The organism is Peribacillus sp. CSMR9 (assembly GCF_033141925.1).
Lineage (GTDB): Bacteria > Bacillota > Bacilli > Bacillales > DSM-1321 > Peribacillus > Peribacillus simplex_A.
The window spans coordinates 12183-29546 of record NZ_JAOPHO010000028.1 but is presented as its reverse complement, the minus strand read 5'-3'; the positions used below and the strand labels follow the sequence as shown (position 1 = coordinate 29546).

14 protein-coding genes are annotated in these 17364 nt (G+C 42.5%); 6 read left to right on the top strand and 8 right to left on the bottom strand.

All coding sequences use genetic code 11. The annotated features are described in order from the left end of the window. The first annotated feature begins 33 nt into the window (after window positions 1-33). From fabL to N9I19_RS13925, 5 genes are all read left to right on the top strand, one after another. Window positions 34-783, top strand: a complete 750-nt coding sequence (gene fabL / locus N9I19_RS13945; RefSeq protein ID WP_061461733.1) for an enoyl-[acyl-carrier-protein] reductase FabL — start codon at window positions 34-36, stop codon at window positions 781-783. Between the two features lie 82 nt (window positions 784-865). Continuing rightward, window positions 866-1141 (top strand): gamma-type small acid-soluble spore protein, encoded by a 276-nt coding sequence (locus N9I19_RS13940; protein ID WP_061461734.1) that lies wholly within the window; start codon window positions 866-868, stop codon window positions 1139-1141. A gap of 171 nt (window positions 1142-1312) precedes the next feature. Beyond that, window positions 1313-1567, top strand: coding sequence for a YgaB family protein (locus N9I19_RS13935; RefSeq protein WP_089362897.1), 255 nt, complete (start codon window positions 1313-1315; stop codon window positions 1565-1567). A 233-nt stretch (window positions 1568-1800) separates the two neighbouring features. Beyond that, complete coding sequence (ntdP, locus tag N9I19_RS13930; RefSeq protein ID WP_048685440.1) at window positions 1801-2331, top strand: nucleoside tri-diphosphate phosphatase; 531 nt, start codon at window positions 1801-1803, stop codon at window positions 2329-2331. Between the two features lie 284 nt (window positions 2332-2615). Beyond that, window positions 2616-4364 (top strand): ABC transporter ATP-binding protein, encoded by a 1749-nt coding sequence (locus N9I19_RS13925; protein WP_317778123.1) that lies wholly within the window; start codon window positions 2616-2618, stop codon window positions 4362-4364. A 119-nt stretch (window positions 4365-4483) separates the two neighbouring features. Here the strand turns inward: N9I19_RS13925 and N9I19_RS13920 are convergent, their stop codons facing one another. The 5 genes from N9I19_RS13920 to N9I19_RS13900 all read right to left on the bottom strand — a co-directional run bounded on the left by N9I19_RS13920 (window position 4484) and on the right by N9I19_RS13900 (window position 8901). Then, on the bottom strand, window positions 4484-5404 hold the full coding sequence (locus N9I19_RS13920) for an EamA family transporter (protein ID WP_317778122.1): 921 nt from the start codon (window positions 5402-5404) through the stop codon (window positions 4484-4486). Between the two features lie 294 nt (window positions 5405-5698). Beyond that, entirely contained in the window at window positions 5699-6040 is a 342-nt protein-coding gene (locus tag N9I19_RS13915; protein ID WP_061461738.1) for a hypothetical protein, read from the bottom strand. 13 nt (window positions 6041-6053) lie between these two features. Next, a complete protein-coding gene (locus N9I19_RS13910; protein WP_061461739.1) occupies window positions 6054-6584 on the bottom strand; it encodes an NAD(P)H-dependent oxidoreductase in 531 nt (176 codons plus the stop codon). Between the two features lie 18 nt (window positions 6585-6602). Then, entirely contained in the window at window positions 6603-8207 is a 1605-nt protein-coding gene (locus N9I19_RS13905) for a DHA2 family efflux MFS transporter permease subunit (RefSeq protein ID WP_411730446.1), read from the bottom strand. A 55-nt stretch (window positions 8208-8262) separates the two neighbouring features. Then, window positions 8263-8901: a biotin/lipoyl-containing protein gene (locus N9I19_RS13900; protein WP_061461741.1), complete on the bottom strand. Its 639-nt coding sequence runs from the start codon at window positions 8899-8901 to the stop codon at window positions 8263-8265. A gap of 344 nt (window positions 8902-9245) precedes the next feature. Between N9I19_RS13900 and N9I19_RS13895 the strand changes: the two genes are divergently transcribed. Then, complete coding sequence (locus tag N9I19_RS13895) at window positions 9246-9704, top strand: MarR family winged helix-turn-helix transcriptional regulator (RefSeq protein ID WP_317778120.1); 459 nt, start codon at window positions 9246-9248, stop codon at window positions 9702-9704. Between the two features lie 58 nt (window positions 9705-9762). Here the strand turns inward: N9I19_RS13895 and N9I19_RS13890 are convergent, their stop codons facing one another. The 3 genes from N9I19_RS13890 to N9I19_RS13880 form a co-directional block, all read right to left on the bottom strand. Further along, on the bottom strand, window positions 9763-10854 hold the full coding sequence (locus N9I19_RS13890; protein WP_284471723.1) for an FUSC family protein: 1092 nt from the start codon (window positions 10852-10854) through the stop codon (window positions 9763-9765). Between the two features lie 345 nt (window positions 10855-11199). Beyond that, entirely contained in the window at window positions 11200-15672 is a 4473-nt protein-coding gene (locus N9I19_RS13885) for a glutamate synthase-related protein (RefSeq protein WP_317778119.1), read from the bottom strand. Window positions 15673-16010: 338 nt separating this feature from the next. Continuing rightward, window positions 16011-17300 carry a glutamate-1-semialdehyde 2,1-aminomutase gene (locus N9I19_RS13880; protein WP_089362905.1) on the bottom strand — a complete coding sequence of 430 codons (1290 nt, stop codon included), beginning with the start codon at window positions 17298-17300 and terminating at the stop codon, window positions 16011-16013. Window positions 17301-17364: the final 64 nt, after the last annotated feature.

The following is a 17364-nucleotide window of genomic DNA, read 5'->3' as shown; positions in this document are numbered from 1 at the left end:
CTCTGTGTTTACTCAGAAAGGATGAATAAACGAATGGAACAAAAAGTGGCACTCGTTACAGGTAGCAGTAAAGGTTTAGGTAGAAGCACGGCAATAAGGCTTGCAGAGGAAGGTTACGACCTCGTTATTAATTATGCCCGGAGCAAGTCGAAAGCATTAGAAGTGGCAGCTGAAATTGAAGCGTTGGGGCGTAAAGCTCTTGTAGTCAAGGCAAATGTAGGCGACGTTGCGAAAGTGAAGAGCATGTTCGAGGAAATCGATGCTTATTATGGACGTTTGGACATCTTCATTAATAATGCGGCATCAGGAGTACAGCGGCCATTGATGGAGCTTGAAGAATCACATTGGAACTGGACCATGGACATCAATACAAAAGCCCTCCTTTTCTGTGCACAGGAAGCGGCGAAATTAATGGAGAGGAACGGCGGAGGGAAAATCGTCAGCATCAGTTCACTAGGGTCCATTCGCTATTTGAAAAATTATACAGCCGTCGGAGTATCGAAAGCGGCGCTTGAAGCATTGACAAGATATTTAGCTGTTGAACTGGCTTCAATGAACATTTGTGTCAATGCCGTTTCTGGCGGTGTGATCGATACGGATGCCCTGAAATCCTTTCCGAATCGGGATGAAATGCTTGCTGAGGCGGCAGAACAGACTCCTGCTGGACGGATGGTCGAGGTTGAAGATATGGTGAATACCATCTTGTTTTTAATTTCGGATGGAGCGAGTATGATTCGTGGACAAACCGTTATAGTTGATGGAGGCATTTCGTTGCTTGTTTAAAATAATTGGAAAAATTTAAATGTTTTTAGTTGGATAACACTCCATCTTAATGGTTATCTTATTATCGTGGAGGTGATTATCAATGGCTAATAACAATAATAAATCACAAGCTGGTACTGACGTTCAACAAGTGAGAAAGCAAAACGCGCAATCTCAGCAAGGTCAAGGCCAATTCGGTACTGAGTTTGCAAGTGAAACAAACGTTCAACAAGTAAGACAACAAAACGCGCAATCTCAGCAAAAAAAAGGTCAAGGTCAAGCTCAAGGTCAATTTGGTACGGAGTTTGCTTCTGAAACTAACGTTCAAGAAGTGAAACAACAAAACCAAAAATCTCAAAGCAATAAAAACCAAGGCTAATTGCGGTTTTAAAAAAGAAAGGCATCCTTCTTTTGAAGGATGCCTTTCTTTTTTTGCCTCCATTGGATTCGACAAATGTTTCGTTGGGTTTACATTTTATGTCAAAGGAAAAGCCGGATAAAAATAGAATATACATACTATAGAAAAAATACAGATTAGGAAGGTGCATTCATGGAGGAATTTAACCGGCTTATAAACAATCAGTTGAAAACGATGGATAAGCTTTTACTTTTACAATCCGAAATCGAAAGATGCCAAGATATAGAGAAGCAGCTCCTTGACCAGCAAGAGGAGAGTGAAGCAGTCAACATTCAGGAAGAGATTCAACTTAAAAAGCAGGAATTGAAAAGTATCCATGATATGTTCGAGAGGCAAACGGAGGAAGTCATCCGTTATTTTCAACAAGGACAGGCTGCAATACAATAAATAACTGGCTAATTTCTAAGTTAAAATGGGTGGATGGTCAGGCTTTTTTGACTTATTTACACATTTTCACAGGGAGATTAGCCACTTTTGTTTTAAATTTATGAATAAATCGCTATAATATAGGAATATAGGGTAAATGGAAAAAAGTATATATTTTAAATACACACAATAACTGCAAACGGAATAGGGCACAGTACGCTGTCAGGGTGTCTATAGAAAGTAGGGAGAGATAAATGGGGATTGTTCCTGCCGAAGGAGGAAAAATCCAAATCCATAGCTATAAACATAATGGACATATCCATCGTATCTGGGAAGAGACAACCGTTTTAAAAGGGACCCAAAATCTGGTGATAGCGGCGAATGATCGTACTATGGTAACGGAATCAGATGGAAGGACCTGGATTACGAGAGAGCCGGCGATTTGCTATTTTCATTCAAAGTATTGGTTTAATGTTATTGGTATGTTGAGAGAGGACGGGGTTTATTATTATTGCAACATCAGTTCTCCGTTCACATACGATTCGGGAGCATTGAAATACATTGATTATGACCTGGACATTAAAGTATTCCCAGATATGACGTTTAATTTGCTGGATGAGGATGAATATGAAAGGCATCGGAAAGAAATGAATTACCCAGATGCCATCGATTCAATATTGAAACAAAACGTAGACTATTTAATTTATATGATACGCCAGCGAAAAGGACCATTCTCCGCAGAGTTTATTGATAGTTGGTATGAACGCTTTTTGACCTACCGATGAAAGAAAAGCCTGCTGCTTAAATAGCAGGCTTTTTCTATTGTGTACCATACCTACCCACTGATCGGACCATCCTAGAAAGCAGGAATGATTTTTTAAAATACCCAGGATATCTTAAAACCCTTGCCTCCTATAAATGTGTATGAAAGATATTGAATGAAATCCTTTTGATAGTTAATCTTCGAAAAGGAAAATATAATTGAAAAGCGCATGTAAGATTCCAAGTAGGCTGTTATGGAATTTTTTTAATATTTTGATGTAATGAATCAGAGAAATGGAGGAATTCCGTGGAGAGCATTAAGAGATATTTGCAATTCGTTAAACCGTATAAATGGCAGATAACCGGGACGGTATTGATTGGACTGTTAAAGTTCGCGATTCCGCTTTTGCTTCCATTGCTCAGTAAGTATATAGTGGATGACATCATCGGAAATGGCGACCTGTCCAAAGCTGTGAAGTCCGAACGCCTTTTATGGGCAATGGGCATCATGCTGTTCATTTTTGTTGCGGTTAGACCGCCGATTGAGTATTACCGGCAGTATTTCGCTCAATGGACTGGAACGAAAATCTTATATGATATTCGAAATGATTTATTTACTCATATACAGAAACTGAGCTTTAAATATTACTCCAATACGAGAGTGGGCGAGGTCATCTCAAGGATGATCACGGATGTGGAACAAACGAAGAATTTTGTCATCACGGGTTTGATGAACCTTTGGCTGGATATAGCAACGATTATCATAGTGATAGCCATCATGTTTAAGATGGACGTGAAGTTAACCATTGTTTCCATCATCATGCTTCCATTTTATGCATTTTCAATTAAGCATTTCTTTGGCAAGCTAAGAACCTATACAAGGATCCGGTCACAAGCGTTAGCGGATGTACAGAGTCACCTTCATGAAAGGGTCTCAGGGATGTCAGTCATCAAAAGCTTTGCGATAGAAGACAGGGAACAGGAGTTGTTTGCGAAGCAAAACAAGAACTTCCTGGATAAGGCCCTAAAGCATACGAGTTGGAATGCTAAATCATTTGCTGTCGTGAATACGATTACGGACATTGCCCCCCTACTAGTGATAGGTTTTGCCGGTTATCAGGTTATTCATGAACAATTATCGCTTGGTACCATGGTTGCTTTCGTTGGTTTCATAGACCGACTTTATAATCCCCTAAGACGATTAGTTAACTCTTCGACGACAATGACCCAGACATTGGCATCCATGGACAGGGTTTTTGAGTTTGTGGATGAGAAGTATGATATTGATGATGAACCAGGGGCGAAAGAGCTGGAGCATGTAGACGGCAGAATTACCTTTCAGGATGTTTCGTTTGCTTATGACGAGAAAGAGGCATCCGTTTTAAAACATATAAATTTGGATGTTAAACCAGGAGAAACCATTGCACTTGTTGGGATGAGCGGCGGAGGGAAATCCTCGATCGTCAGTTTAATTTCCCGTTTCTATGATGTGACTGAGGGAAGAGTATTATTGGATGGGACGGATATCCGTAAATATCAAGTCCGCAGCCTAAGAGATAAAATCGGGATGGTGCTACAGGATAATATCCTATTTAGTGAATCGGTTAAGGCCAACATCCTTATGGGTCGGCCCGATGCAAGTGATGAAGAAGTATTCGAAGCCGCAAAGGCTGCGAATGCCCATGACTTCATTATTGGTCTAAAAGATGGGTATGAAACCAAAGTCGGAGAGCGGGGAGTCAAATTATCCGGAGGCCAAAAGCAACGGGTTGCCATTGCGAGGGTATTTTTGAAAAACCCGCCTATCCTTGTGCTGGATGAAGCCACATCCGCATTGGACTTGGAGAGTGAACACTATATCCAGGAGGCGCTTGATATTTTAGCGAAAAACCGGACCACCATCATCGTGGCCCATCGCTTATCGACCATCACACATGCCAATCGGATCGTCCATATCGATAATGGGGAAATTACCGAAACGGGAACACACGAAGAACTGATGAAAAAGCAAGGGCATTACTACAGCCTATTTCAAGTGCAACAATTGGATTCTTAAGGGAAAAGGGACGACCAGATTATTTTCAGCCGATGAAAAATCCACAAGAAAGACCATTCCACTAACGGGAATGGTCTTTCTTATTATAATGATGAACTTTACTAACCGGGACGTACCCTTTATGAAATTCTTTTTTTATTCGGCAATTTTTTCCTGCCAGGAAGAAATTGCGGAAGATGCTTAATTCCCTCAGGCAAGGCGATGCCGACGATGATCAAGCACATACCGAACCATTGCAGTGACGTAACCTGTTCATTCAAGAAGATGACTGAAACGACCATCGCTGAAGGCAATTCCGCTGCACAAAGGATCGTTCCAAGCCCAACCCCCACTTTTGGCAAACTGACAGCAAAGAAAAAGAAAGGAACAAGAACACCCAAAGTGCCGAGTAACAAACCGTAGTACCATAGATTCGTTTGGACAAGGTTCGTAACAAGCGTGACCGGGTTAGTCGTGAATACAGCAGTCAGCATGGCACCCGTTGCAATGAAAAACAACCGTTTCATTGAAGATTCCCCAACTGCGAATTGAGAGTTGCAGTACATGTATAGCGCAAAAAGCAACGCAGACAATAGTCCGAACAATACTCCTTTTAGGCTTAAGGCAGATAGAGGCTGACCAAAGATTGCCCCCGCCAATAAGGTACCGATGAAGAGAACGAATATGGCTATGAGTTTATTTTTATCAGGGCGCCTTTTATTTAAGAAGCTTTCAATAAGGACGCCTATCCAGGTAAATTGAAATAAAAAGACAACGGCAATCGATGCGGGAAGCTCTGATACGGAAACGGCATATGCCTTTCCGACGAAAGTGGACATCATGCCCGTGAATAATAGTAATCCGGCACTCTTCCATGAAACTTTATATTTAAACGAAAAAAGAAATAAAACGGAGACAATCAGCCAACCTACGAGGTATTGACTGCCGACCAGCTCTCCAGAAGAATGGCCATCCATAAATCCAAACTTGATCATGGTGGATAATGTGCCATATGAGATCGAACCAATTAAGACCATTATGATATATTTCAAAAGTTGCATGTTTTTTCACCCCTATAAAAATAAAAATCGCCACCTGCCAAAAAGGCAAGTGACGAACGAAAAAAGGAAATCCTTTTAAAATTCCGTCTCTCAACAAAAGCTGAGTTTAAAAAAATGTTTGGTGTTGCATTAACTTAGCTTAAATTCTTTGTGAATATTTGTCAACCAGAAAAATAAGTAAAGCCTGCAACTCGATCTTTAAGCTGAAGGCGTGTCAGAGGGCGGAGAGGATCCTTTCATGGCATATAAAACAAAAACCCCCAAAGGCAAATATGCCGGATAGGGGGGCGTGTTTCAGTCGCCATTTTGCTGGAAATCTTCCAATGTACCACGGTACTCTTCGTCTTTCATTTTGCGAAGGTTAGACTTTTTTTCTATAGGTGGCTCATCGTTAGGCTTTTGATTGTGAAGCTTGGAAAGTGCCGAACGATAATCCTGGTCTTTCATTTTCAATTCATCATTGTCTGTTGGGGTGATGATTTCGGTAATGGGATCATCATCCGAAGAAGAAGCGGACTCTTCCAAGGAGTTCTCTTCCTCCACTGGCTTATCTTCAGGTGTTAATGCTTTGATATTGAATGTGATCAAACCCGTAATCGCTAAAATGGCAACGATGATAATTAGAATTATGCCCATTGAATCAAGCCTCCTAGAGCTCGTTTGTGAATGAACGGGTGACATGGGCTACCCGTTTTCCTAATGCTTCTCCAAGCTGTAAGTCATTTTTGGTTATGTTGTCATCCACACCGGGAGGGCAGCTTATCCCTACACCATAGTAGGAGCCATATAAGGCGTTTTCCGGGACCGTACCGGGTAAACCGACAATGATCATGCCTTGATGAAGCATAGGGGTGATTAAGTTCAGCATGGTAGCCTCAAGCCCGCCATGTATGGTGGCAGTCGTACAGAACACAGCACCCACTTTATTGATCAGCGCACCTTCTGCCCATAGATATCCAAGTTTATCAATCCACGTTTTCAAGCTCGAACTGATGGTGCCGAAATGACCCGGACAGCCCCAAATGATGGCGTCCATTTCCGGAAGCTTATAGACATCCGCCTCGTTTACATGGTCAATGAGTACCTCAGCCCCAGGAACCGCAGCGGCACCTTGAGCTATTGATTCGGCAAGTGCCTTCGTATGGTTTCCTTCACTGTCATATACAACATAGATCTTCATCCTAATCCCCCCATTTAATTAAACCGATTTTTTTACTGGCGAAGGCAGCAAAGGTACATCCAATTTTTCTTGTTTAGCTTGTTTGATTGCTTTGTCCTTCCGAACGTCACGCAAAAACAGTGAGAGAACTATACCGGCAATAGCAAAACCTGTTGCCCAAAAGAATGCATCATTGATTCCCATTACATTTGCTTGACCCTGGATTTTTGAAGAAATCAGCGACATAGCAGTCTCCTGTGCCTGCTCACTAGTTTGATTCATCGAACTCATGATGGATTGAACGATTGTTTGGAAATTCTGAACAAAACCAGGATCACTTGTACTCATTTCAGATCCTAAAGCAGTGCCATGGAAAGAAGCACGGGTTGTATAAATGGTCGTCACGAAGCTCGTACCAATGGCTCCGGTAACTTGTTTCAGCGTATTGCTCATTGCCGTACCATGTGTATTCAAATGCTTAGGAAGCTGATTCATCCCAGCTGTCATGATTGGCATCATCAGTAAAGACATTCCAAGTGAGCGGATGGCATAGATGATGACCAAAGTAGAATAGGTAGTTTCCGTAGTCAATTTTGCGAACTCGAAGGTTGTAATGGCAGTAATCGCTAAACCAACAAGTGCTAATGGACGAGGCCCGACCTTGTCAAATAACACTCCTGAAATGGGTGACATCACCATCATCACAAGGGCCCCGGGTAACATCAATAGACCGGATTGAACTGGTGTGAATCCTCGTAGAGTCTGTAAATATATAGGCAATAAGAATATCCCGGTAAACATGGCCACTGTAACGATGGCGGAAATGATATTCGATAATACGAACATGTCATACTTAAATACACGGAAGTCGAGCATAGGCGTTTCCGATTTTAACTGTTGAACCACAAATAGGGTCAGAAGGATAAGACCAATGATGATGGTTCCCAGAACGATGGAATCCGTCCAGCCTTTGGATCCTGCTTCACTGACACCGTATAGTAACGATGCAACACCTATCAAGGATAGTGAGGCGCCCATCAAATCCAATTTGATTTTCTTGGGTTCTGCTACATTACGCATACTTAAAAAGGCAAGTGTCATGATAATCATGCCTAATGGCACCATTGCGTAGAACATGACCCGCCAGCTATATTCCTGAATGACCCAACCTGATAAGGTTGGTCCGATGGCAGGGGCAAACATAATGGCCAGTCCAAAGATTCCCATTCCTTTCCCGCGCATTTCAGGAGGGAAGATGAAAAGAATGATCGTCATGACCAATGGCTGTAGAATCCCGCCGCCCGCCGCCTGAATCAGCCGACCTGTAAGGATGACGGGGAAATTTGGTGCGATGCCGCAGATGAATGTCCCGACGGTGAAAAGAAACATGGCTGCGAGGAATAAAATCCGCGTGCCAAACCGTTCTATTAAAAAAGCGGACAGTGGAATCAAAGCCCCATTCACGAGCATGAATCCAGTTGATAACCATTGAATTGTAGTCGCAGCTACATTAAATTCGGCCATCATCCTCGGCATGGCGACACTAAGCAGGGTTTGATTCAAAATGACCATGAACAAACCTAGCATTAAGATAATTAACATGGGGGCAAACTGTTTCATTCCCTTGTTTTCATTTACTGATATTGTTTGAGAAGCCATTTAAGGAAAGCCTCCTTTCTATATAACTGTGTGTGCCGGTTTATTTTGTTGAAATTTTCACTTCTGCGTTCATACCAGGCAGAACTTTATCGGAGGGTGCTTTAATGGAAATTTTAACAGGTACTTTTTGAGTGACTTTCGTATAGTTTCCGCTGTTGTTTTGATTGCCCATCACTGAAAAGACGGACGTTGTAGCATAACCGATCTGTTCCAATGTACCTTCGAAAACAGTATCGGGATCTCCATCGATGATAATATCGACGCTGTCACCTTTTTCAATATCCTTCAATTTATTTTCTTCAATATTAGCTGTTATAGATAAATCATCCATATTGATAGTCTGAGCAAGAGTTTGACCAGCTTGAACTAGCTGCTCATCATGCACTTGTGATTTAACGATTGTACCTTGTGCTGCTGTTTTTACTGCTTCTTTTCCGTCTAAGGTGGTTACATAGGCAACTTTGTCATTCTTACTGACGCTGTCTCCTTCGTGTAAGTCCCAATCTGCTAATTTACCGGAAGCGGGGGCAACGATTGTATATAGATCTCCTGACACTTTCGCTTCATCCGTTTTAATGAAATTCGTGCTTTCATAATAGTAATAAGCCCCACCGGCTACTACCGCTAATATAATAACCAAACCAATGACATTGATTAAAACTAAACGTCCTCTATTCACTTATTTCGCCTCCAAAAAAATATTGATGATTGATTCTTGTAATCCATTGTTGATTCACTTTCATTAAATGACTTCACCTATTTGATTGCAGCCTCCTATATCCAATGTATATTATTTAACTTTAATAAATATTAATTTTCATAAATATTAATATTATTAAGTAAAGAGTTTACCAGTTTAATTTATTTTTGTCATGTAATTTATTCGGAAAAGTGGTGGGAAATAAATACATAAAAATGGTTAAAATTTGAATTTCTTTTAGTTTTAAGGATATATGGAAAGTAAATTTGACAATGGAATGTCATTTAATTAAATTTAAGAAGTAGGATTGTCCTATATAAGGAGTGAGAAGGCTGGATTTTAAATGGGAAGTAACCAATAGTATAGAAATGCAGATTTTCCGGATTAGGAAGAAGCTTGGGGCCATCGTAGCAAAAAATCTTCAGCCTTATGGATTAACGTCGCCACAGTTTTTCATATTATTAATATTGAAAAAAGAGGGGGTCATTAAGTCGACCCAGCTGGCTGACTTCTTAACGGTAAAGCCAAGTGCGATTACCGTATTTGTAGATAAGTTGGTCGAAATGGATTATGTGAAACGACAGCCCTCCGAAAAGGATCGCAGGGTCATAAACCTTGAATTGAAAGAGGCAGGGCAAGAAATTTTGGGGAGAGTCCTTGCTGAGCATAACCAATTGATGGGCAAGAACTTCAATTCATTCTCAGAAGAAGAGCTGCAGGATCTCTTGCAGAAATTGGATACGATTGAAAGGGCGGCTGATCAAAACCTTTTGGATGATTGAAAAAGGCGCATCCTCTAAATAGAGACGAAAAAAAGACGGTTCCTAGGAACCGTCTTTTTTAATCCTCTTCATACTGGACAGATATTTCGTTATCTTCCTTATGGAAGGACTGGAAGCTGACAATCAGCTTTTCAAGATGTTCCAATTGTTCGTCATATTCAATGACTGCAGAAATCAATGGAACAAGGCGGGCAGATAGGTGGCCCAGATCATCATGCATTTCGTCCACTTGATTCTGCTGTTCGAAAAAGTGGGCGAGCAGCTCTTTACGACTTAAACAATCCTGGTCCCAATCTTCAATCTCCTCGATGGATTTGATTTTTTCGATATGCAGCAATATCAGTTGTTCATGCTTTCGAATCAAGGAATCAATCTGTTGTAGGATACTCCGTTGGAAATCTTCAGGCATTTGATATACTTCATTCTCGAATTTATGGACTCTCTTCAAGGTTTCAAACGCTTTTTTTGTTGTAATGATCATCTGCCGATAAACGACAAGCTTTCTTGCTTTGGCTATACTGTTCTTCTTGAAATATTCCCGTTCCTCTTTGTACATGGAATAGACTTGTTCCAAATCGAGTAACTCGGCCTTTAGTCGGCTGATGTCTTTTTTCAGTAAAGTGTGTTCTGTAGCATGTCTTGTGCTGATTCTGATCCATTTTAAGATGTCTTCCGTTACATCTGTGATGCGTGTATAAAGTTTAGCTTCATATTTTGGAGGAATGAAAACCAGATTCACGATAAAAGACGAAACGATTCCAAGCAAAACTGATGAGAGACGTATAAAGGCAAAATTCAGGAAATCCCCTTCCTGGTTTTCCATGATGGCAATTGCTGTCACGATGGAAAGGACGATCGTTTTATCCATTTTTAATTTTAGATTGATGGTTATGACAACCATCACGGCAAGACCGATAATAAAAATATCATTTCCGAACAACAAAACGAAGGAGACAGCAACCAACGCTCCAATGATATTTCCTTGAATTTGCTCCAGCACTGTTTGGTATGAACGGTAAATGGTCGGCTGTATTGCAAAAATTGCAGCAATCCCAGAAAGGACAGGAGCAGGAAGGTTAAGCAGTTCCGATATATAAAGCGCTAAAACAATTGCTATTCCTGTTTTGAGAATGCGGGCACCAAACTTCATATATAGGTTAATCCTTTCTTTGTGATGTAATTGATCATGGTAAGAAAAGGCTCTATTTATTTATAGGCTTTTGCTTAAAAATGTATTCTAACTTATTTGTTAGTACTTTACACTAAAATGAGAGGATGTAAACAAAAAGTAATATACAGGATTTTCCTTGAAGTTACAATAGGTAAACTCAAGTTTAATATATAAAGAAAATATAGGCAATTTCTTGATTGTTTTCAACTGTGTTTTTCTTCGTTTATAGATTATCACATGGTATATGACTGAAAAAGCTGATGCTCTCGAATTGAAGAGCATCAGCTTTTTTTATAAACGAATATCAATTTAAATATATCGGCATCACTCCGTGGATACAGCGGGATCTGCTTGTTCTTTAACTGGTACGACTTGAAGGAAGTGCTCTCCAGGGTTTTGAAGCAGGGCCTCTAAGGAGGCTGCTTCTTCCGTTTGGCCATGATCTTTCAAGAGGTCCGTGTATTTGCCAAGAAGTTCGGCCACGTCCTGCAGGCCTTTAGCAGATAGGGGCTCAATGGAAATCTTTGCTCCTTTTGCAACCCGCTTCTTAATGACCTCCTTGGTTAATCCAGATTCAGGCTGTTGCCGTAAATAAACGACACCGCCAGTCATCCCTGCGCAAATCCATGGACCTGGGTCACCTAGAACCAAACCTCTTCCATTTGTCATATATTCAAAAGCGAATCCCTTAATATTGGAAGTCACCGCAATATTACCGGTTTCCTTTTCAGGAAGTGGTTGTTTCAATAATCCTCCAATGATCATATCAGCTCCGGATAGCCGGATTCCCGCCCTGGCATCGGCATCACCTTGGGCAATGAGGAGACCGTGCTGTGCACCGTATCCAAAGCCCTTACCGACAGAGCCATTGTAGAACTTCCCATCTTTTCCGGGAGATTTAAAGATGGCAATATTACCGCCAATTGATGTTTTGCCAATTCCATCCTGGGCGCCGCCATTCACGCTGATTGAAATCCCCTCCGTATTGTATGCCCCAAGTCCATTACCTGGGATGGAACCATCCTGGTAGGATAGGTGAACGGGAGGAAGTTTTTTGTATGATCCGTCAAGTCTTCCCCTGACGCGGTGACAGGACACCCTGCTGCCGAGTACGCGCTGTTCGGAAGTGATCGAGCTATAGTTGCGAGATTGCTGCAGATCATCTACATGAGAATCCAGATATTCAGCGCCAACGGCAACCTGCATGGAGCCTTCATTCAAATATGCCGCGGTTTCTTTATGTGAGAATGGTGTTATATCCAATTTTTTTAATAAATAGGTTAAATCCAGTGATTGTTGACCCTTAACTTGCTGAAGCAAATCAGAACGTCCGACGATATCCTGCAGATTCTTCACCCCAAGGGATCCAGTCAACGATTGGAGTTCTTTGGCAAATGCACTGAACATATTCGTTAAACCTTGAACGGCTAAATCAAATTTTCGTGGAACAAAACGCCGCAGCCCATGTTCTTTAGCTTGTGCTTCCGATTCGATTTGAGTGGCGATGCCCACATGGCAGGTATCAAGGTGACATCCGCGGCACGTTGTACAGCCGACGGCGATCATCGAAAGGGTCCCAAACCCTACGCGGTTTGCCCCAAGCAGCATTAATTTCAATACATCCATCGAGCTTTTTAACCCGCCATCAGCCCAAATTTCAACGGTCTGACGAATGCCTGACTCAAGCAGTGCGTTATGGGCAGCTTTTACACCAATCTCAACGGGTAGACCGACATGTGCGAGTGCATGAATCCTGGCAGCGCCTGTTCCGCCATCAAAACCAGAAAGCGTAATGATATCGGCCCCTGCTTTGGCGACGCCGACCGCAATCGTACCAATGTTTGGAACGACCGGTACTTTGACGGCAACTTTTGCTTTGTCGTTTGCCGTTTTTAACTCATAGATCATTTGGGCCAAATCTTCAATTGAGTATATATCATGGTTATTGGAAGGGGAGATCAAGTCGGAACCGATTGTTGCATTCCGGGCTTCCGCGATTTTCGCTGTGACCTTGGACCCGGGAAGGTGACCGCCTTCACCAGGTTTTGCCCCTTGCCCAATTTTAATTTCCAATAGATTTGAAGAGTTCAAGAGTTCTGCATTGACACCGAAACGGCCGGAAGCGATTTGCTGTCCGCGGGATTTCGGGTACTTGCCCAGCATATCCTTGATTTCCCCGCCCTCACCATTCATGCTGATCATGCCTAATCGCTCGGCAGCTTCTGCATATGCCCGGAAAGCAATCTCATTTTGTGATCCAAAGGACATGGAGGCTATGACGAACGGCAATTCCTGTTCTCCGACAGAAAGGCTGACTTCTTCAGAAGGTATGGAAGCATCTGAAGGTTTTAATGATGTCAAATGGCGGATCGTCGTAGGATTGGACTCTTCCTGTTCGGTGATCTTTTCGCGATAAGCGTCATAGTCCCCAGTAGAAGCAACTTCCCCGATTGACTTCCAAATCCTTGGGAATAAGTGGAAGGTTTTTCCCATCCGTTCTTTTTCATTTCCGTAATCTTCCGCACGCTGGATGGCGTCGGCCTTGATTTTATCAAAATTGTAGTCCAGATCATTGGAGCCGAAGAAGTTAGCCACATTTAAATATTTCGCGATTTCCTCATGTAAACCGATGCTTGAGAAAAGTCTTCCGTAGCCTCGCAACTCATGAATGCCGATGGTTGAGATAACTTTTTCAAGACCTTTCGTCAAGGAGTTATAAAGATTGGTAACCCCCTTAAGGTCATCTGAAGATAAGGAAAGGAACATATAATAAGGGCTGATTAAGTTGGCCCCAAGACCATAAGAAACGATGATATCATGCAGTGACCTTAGCGATGCGGAACGTAACAGGATGGAACAATCCCTCCGCTTGCCAGTGCGGACCAATGCTTGATCGACGGAAGAAGTGACAAGGTGTGGATCAAGCCAAAAGTTGCCGTTTTGATGTGCAAGTGCATCATCCAATACGATAAGCGTCTTTCCTTCATCCACTGCATTGACACTTTCATCAGTAATCCTCGTCAAAGCATCCGTGATGCTTTCATCCTCTTTGAACGTGCTTGAAATGAAATGCACGAGTTTTTGATCTTGGTAATATTTAATGAACTGGTCATAGCTTGGCTGCGATACGATAGATGAGCAATCATAACCCATTAATCCTTCAATCAATAAGGGAGTCAGCAGCTCTGTAACCTTTCCGGCCTTATTTGCTTCGAATAGGGAAGGCCGTTTTCCGATGATGGTTCGTGTTGAGAAGTGCTCGGTTTCCCGGTCCCGGTCGATTGCTGGGTTTGTTACAACGGCCACGCTTTCCTTAATGAAATCCGCAATGTTGGTCCGTTGGGGATTAAGTGCTGCCAGTGGCGCATCGTGACCAAGTGAACGAATGGGTTCGGCCCCTTTTTCGGCCATCTGTTCCACTAATTGAACATGCTCCCTTTCCCATCCAAAGGCTTTATACTGTCCATTATGAATGGCTTGCGCGTTTGTCATGGAGACAACCTTTTCAAAGACTTGCGGCTGCAGGCGGACCCGATCATTGGAAAGAACGAAACGATTATTGAAGAGTTCAAATACTTTATCCTGGTAATCCTTGTATGTGTACAGTTCAATACTGTCGCCGTTCCATTTCAAACCCACTTTTTCCCCAGGGCCCATCGGTTTCGGATTTCCGGTATATTCACTGGAAGGGATGATTCCTGGTTCGGAAGTGAACATATAGGATGATTCCGTTTCAATATTCCATAATGGGCGCAGGCCTAAAGAATCGACAGAGAACACGGCTTCATCGCCGAAACGGGAGATGATTCCGGCTGGACCTTGTGCAAAATGACCCCATGCCTCCCGTAAATACGTATATAAGTCTTGTAAGTGATCGGGGTATTCCTTGATTTCATTAATGATTGGGGGAAACATAAGGTCGACAGCTTCAAATAAAGAGTAGCCATGACGGCAGATGAAAGTTTCGATCGTCTTGTTTAAATCCTGTGAGTCGCTTCCGTCTTTAGCGATTGGAACACCAATCATTTTCGCTTCATCACGCAATTTGGCAATCGTATTGATTTCGCCATTATGGCCAAGTACACTGAAAGGCTGAACCCGGAAGAAGCTTGATAGTGTATTGGTTGAAAAACGATTATGACCCAGTGTCATGGTGGAGGCAGCTAAAGGGTCCGCAAGATCAAGATAATAGGAAGGAAGCGTATCCCCCGCACCCATCACTTTGTAGACCGCATGATGCTGGCTTAGCGATGCAACATGGATAAAATCACTTTTTTCGATGTCGGAAGTCAGCTCAAAAAGAACATTTGAAAGCTCCTGGTTGTTTTCGATGGCGGAGGAACAGGCAAATTGCCAGAACACTGGGTCTTCTTGAATGGCAATCGGTCCCAATGCCTCAGAACGGTAAGCTTTATCCGTTTCGAATATCAAGGAGAGACCATGCTGAAGCAGTTTCTCCTTGACTTCGATTTTTAAGTCGTTCGCATCCGTTTTTTTGCTTAAAAATAAGTGACCGACTATGAAGGAATCTTTATCGACGATGCTTGAATCGATATTTACAGCTTCAAGCTTCTTTTTCCAAAGAGCCCGGGGAATATCGATATGGATGCCGGCGCCATCGCCCTCACCATTGATGAAGCCGCAGCGATGGTTCATTTTAACCAGGGCGTCGATACAGGCAAAGATGTTTTCGTTAGTAGGGATCTTCTTTTTTTCGATACAGGAAACGATTCCGCAAGCATCATGTTCTTCCCTGTAAAATTCTTTGAATGTAGCAGGTGTCCATTTTTGGGTCATATGTGTGGCTTGAATAAGGTTACCCTTATTTTCGGCCTTTCACCTCCTGTAGCATTTGTTTTATGGGGGGATATTAGTAAACCCGAACAATTGTCCAAGTTCTGATAGATTGAAAGAAAATGTATAAATGTATATAAATGTATCCATATCATATCATTTAAATATTCAGAAATCAATTTTTTATACAATGGATTGGATGCTGTGATTGATGGCGTTTTTGTGGGGAATGGCTAAAAAGGCTAACTTTAAAGATTTATTACCCGGGAATAAGAAACCCCCAAGATTGATGTGCATCCTGGGGGTGTATAAAAAATGTATAATTATGCTGTTTTGATTTATTATATTAGGTTTTTGAATGCATGTTCAACCGCTTTTAGAGTATAAGCGATATCATCATCCGTGTGAGCTATTGTCAAGAACCAGGCTTCGTATTTTGAAGGTGCCAAATTGATGCCCTGGTTGAGCATGAGTTTGAAAAACTTAGCGAACATTTCGCCATCAGTATTTTCCGCCTGCTCATAGTTTTCAATTGTTTCTGTCGTGAAATAGATCGTCAATGCCCCTTTAAGGCGATTGATGGTAATAGGGACATTATATTGGCGAGCTGCTATCAGGATACCTTCTTCAAGAATTTTTCCCAACCGGTCAAGCTCGTCGTACAGACCCTCTTCTTTAAGTACTTCCAAACAAGCTATCCCGGAAAGCATGGATGCCGGATTTCCTGCCATCGTACCTGCTTGATAGGCTGGTCCTAGGGGGGCTACAGTTTCCATGATCTCTTTTTTACCGCCATAGGCACCAATCGGAAGTCCGCCGCCGATTATTTTTCCAAGCGCGGTCAAATCGGGTTGAATTCCCAAGAAGTCCTGTGCCCCTCCGTACATGAAGCGGAACGCTGTGATGACCTCGTCGAAAATGACCAGTGCTCCTGCTTCGTGTGACAATGAAATGACTTCTTCCAAAAAGCCAGGGCTCGGTTCCACGATTCCAAAGTTGCCGACGATCGGTTCAACCAGCACGCCTGCAATTTCATGTCCCCATTTATTCAGTGCTTCCTTAAATGGCTCGATATCATTGAAAGGTACCGTGATGACTTCTTGTGCGATGCTTTTTGGAACGCCCGCAGAGTCCGGTGTTCCTAGCGTGGACGGGCCGGAACCTGCAGCGACGAGAACAAGGTCGGAGTGTCCATGGTAACAGCCTGCAAACTTGATGATCTTATCACGTCCAGTGTAAGCACGGGCCACACGGATGGTGGACATGACAGACTCAGTGCCTGAATTGGTGAAGCGAACTTTATCCATGGAAGGTATTGCCTCTTTCAACATTTTGGCGAATTTGACTTCATGTTTTGTCGGTGTACCGTATAAAACGCCCGTTTCTGCTGCTTTAACGATTGCCTCCGTAATATGTGGATGTGCATGTCCAGTGATGATCGGGCCATATGCAGCTAAATAATCGATATATTTATTGCCATCAACATCCCAGAAATAAGCCCCTTTGGCATGATCCATGGCAACTGGTGAACCGCCGCCTACAGCTTTGTAAGAACGGGATGGGCTGTTAACCCCACCAACGATATGTTCCAGTGCCTCTTTATGTAGAAGCTTCGAATTACTAAAATCCAATCTTAAAACCTCCTAAAAATATAAACCTGCCTTAATCATAGCATTTTTCCGCCCGTAAATCTGG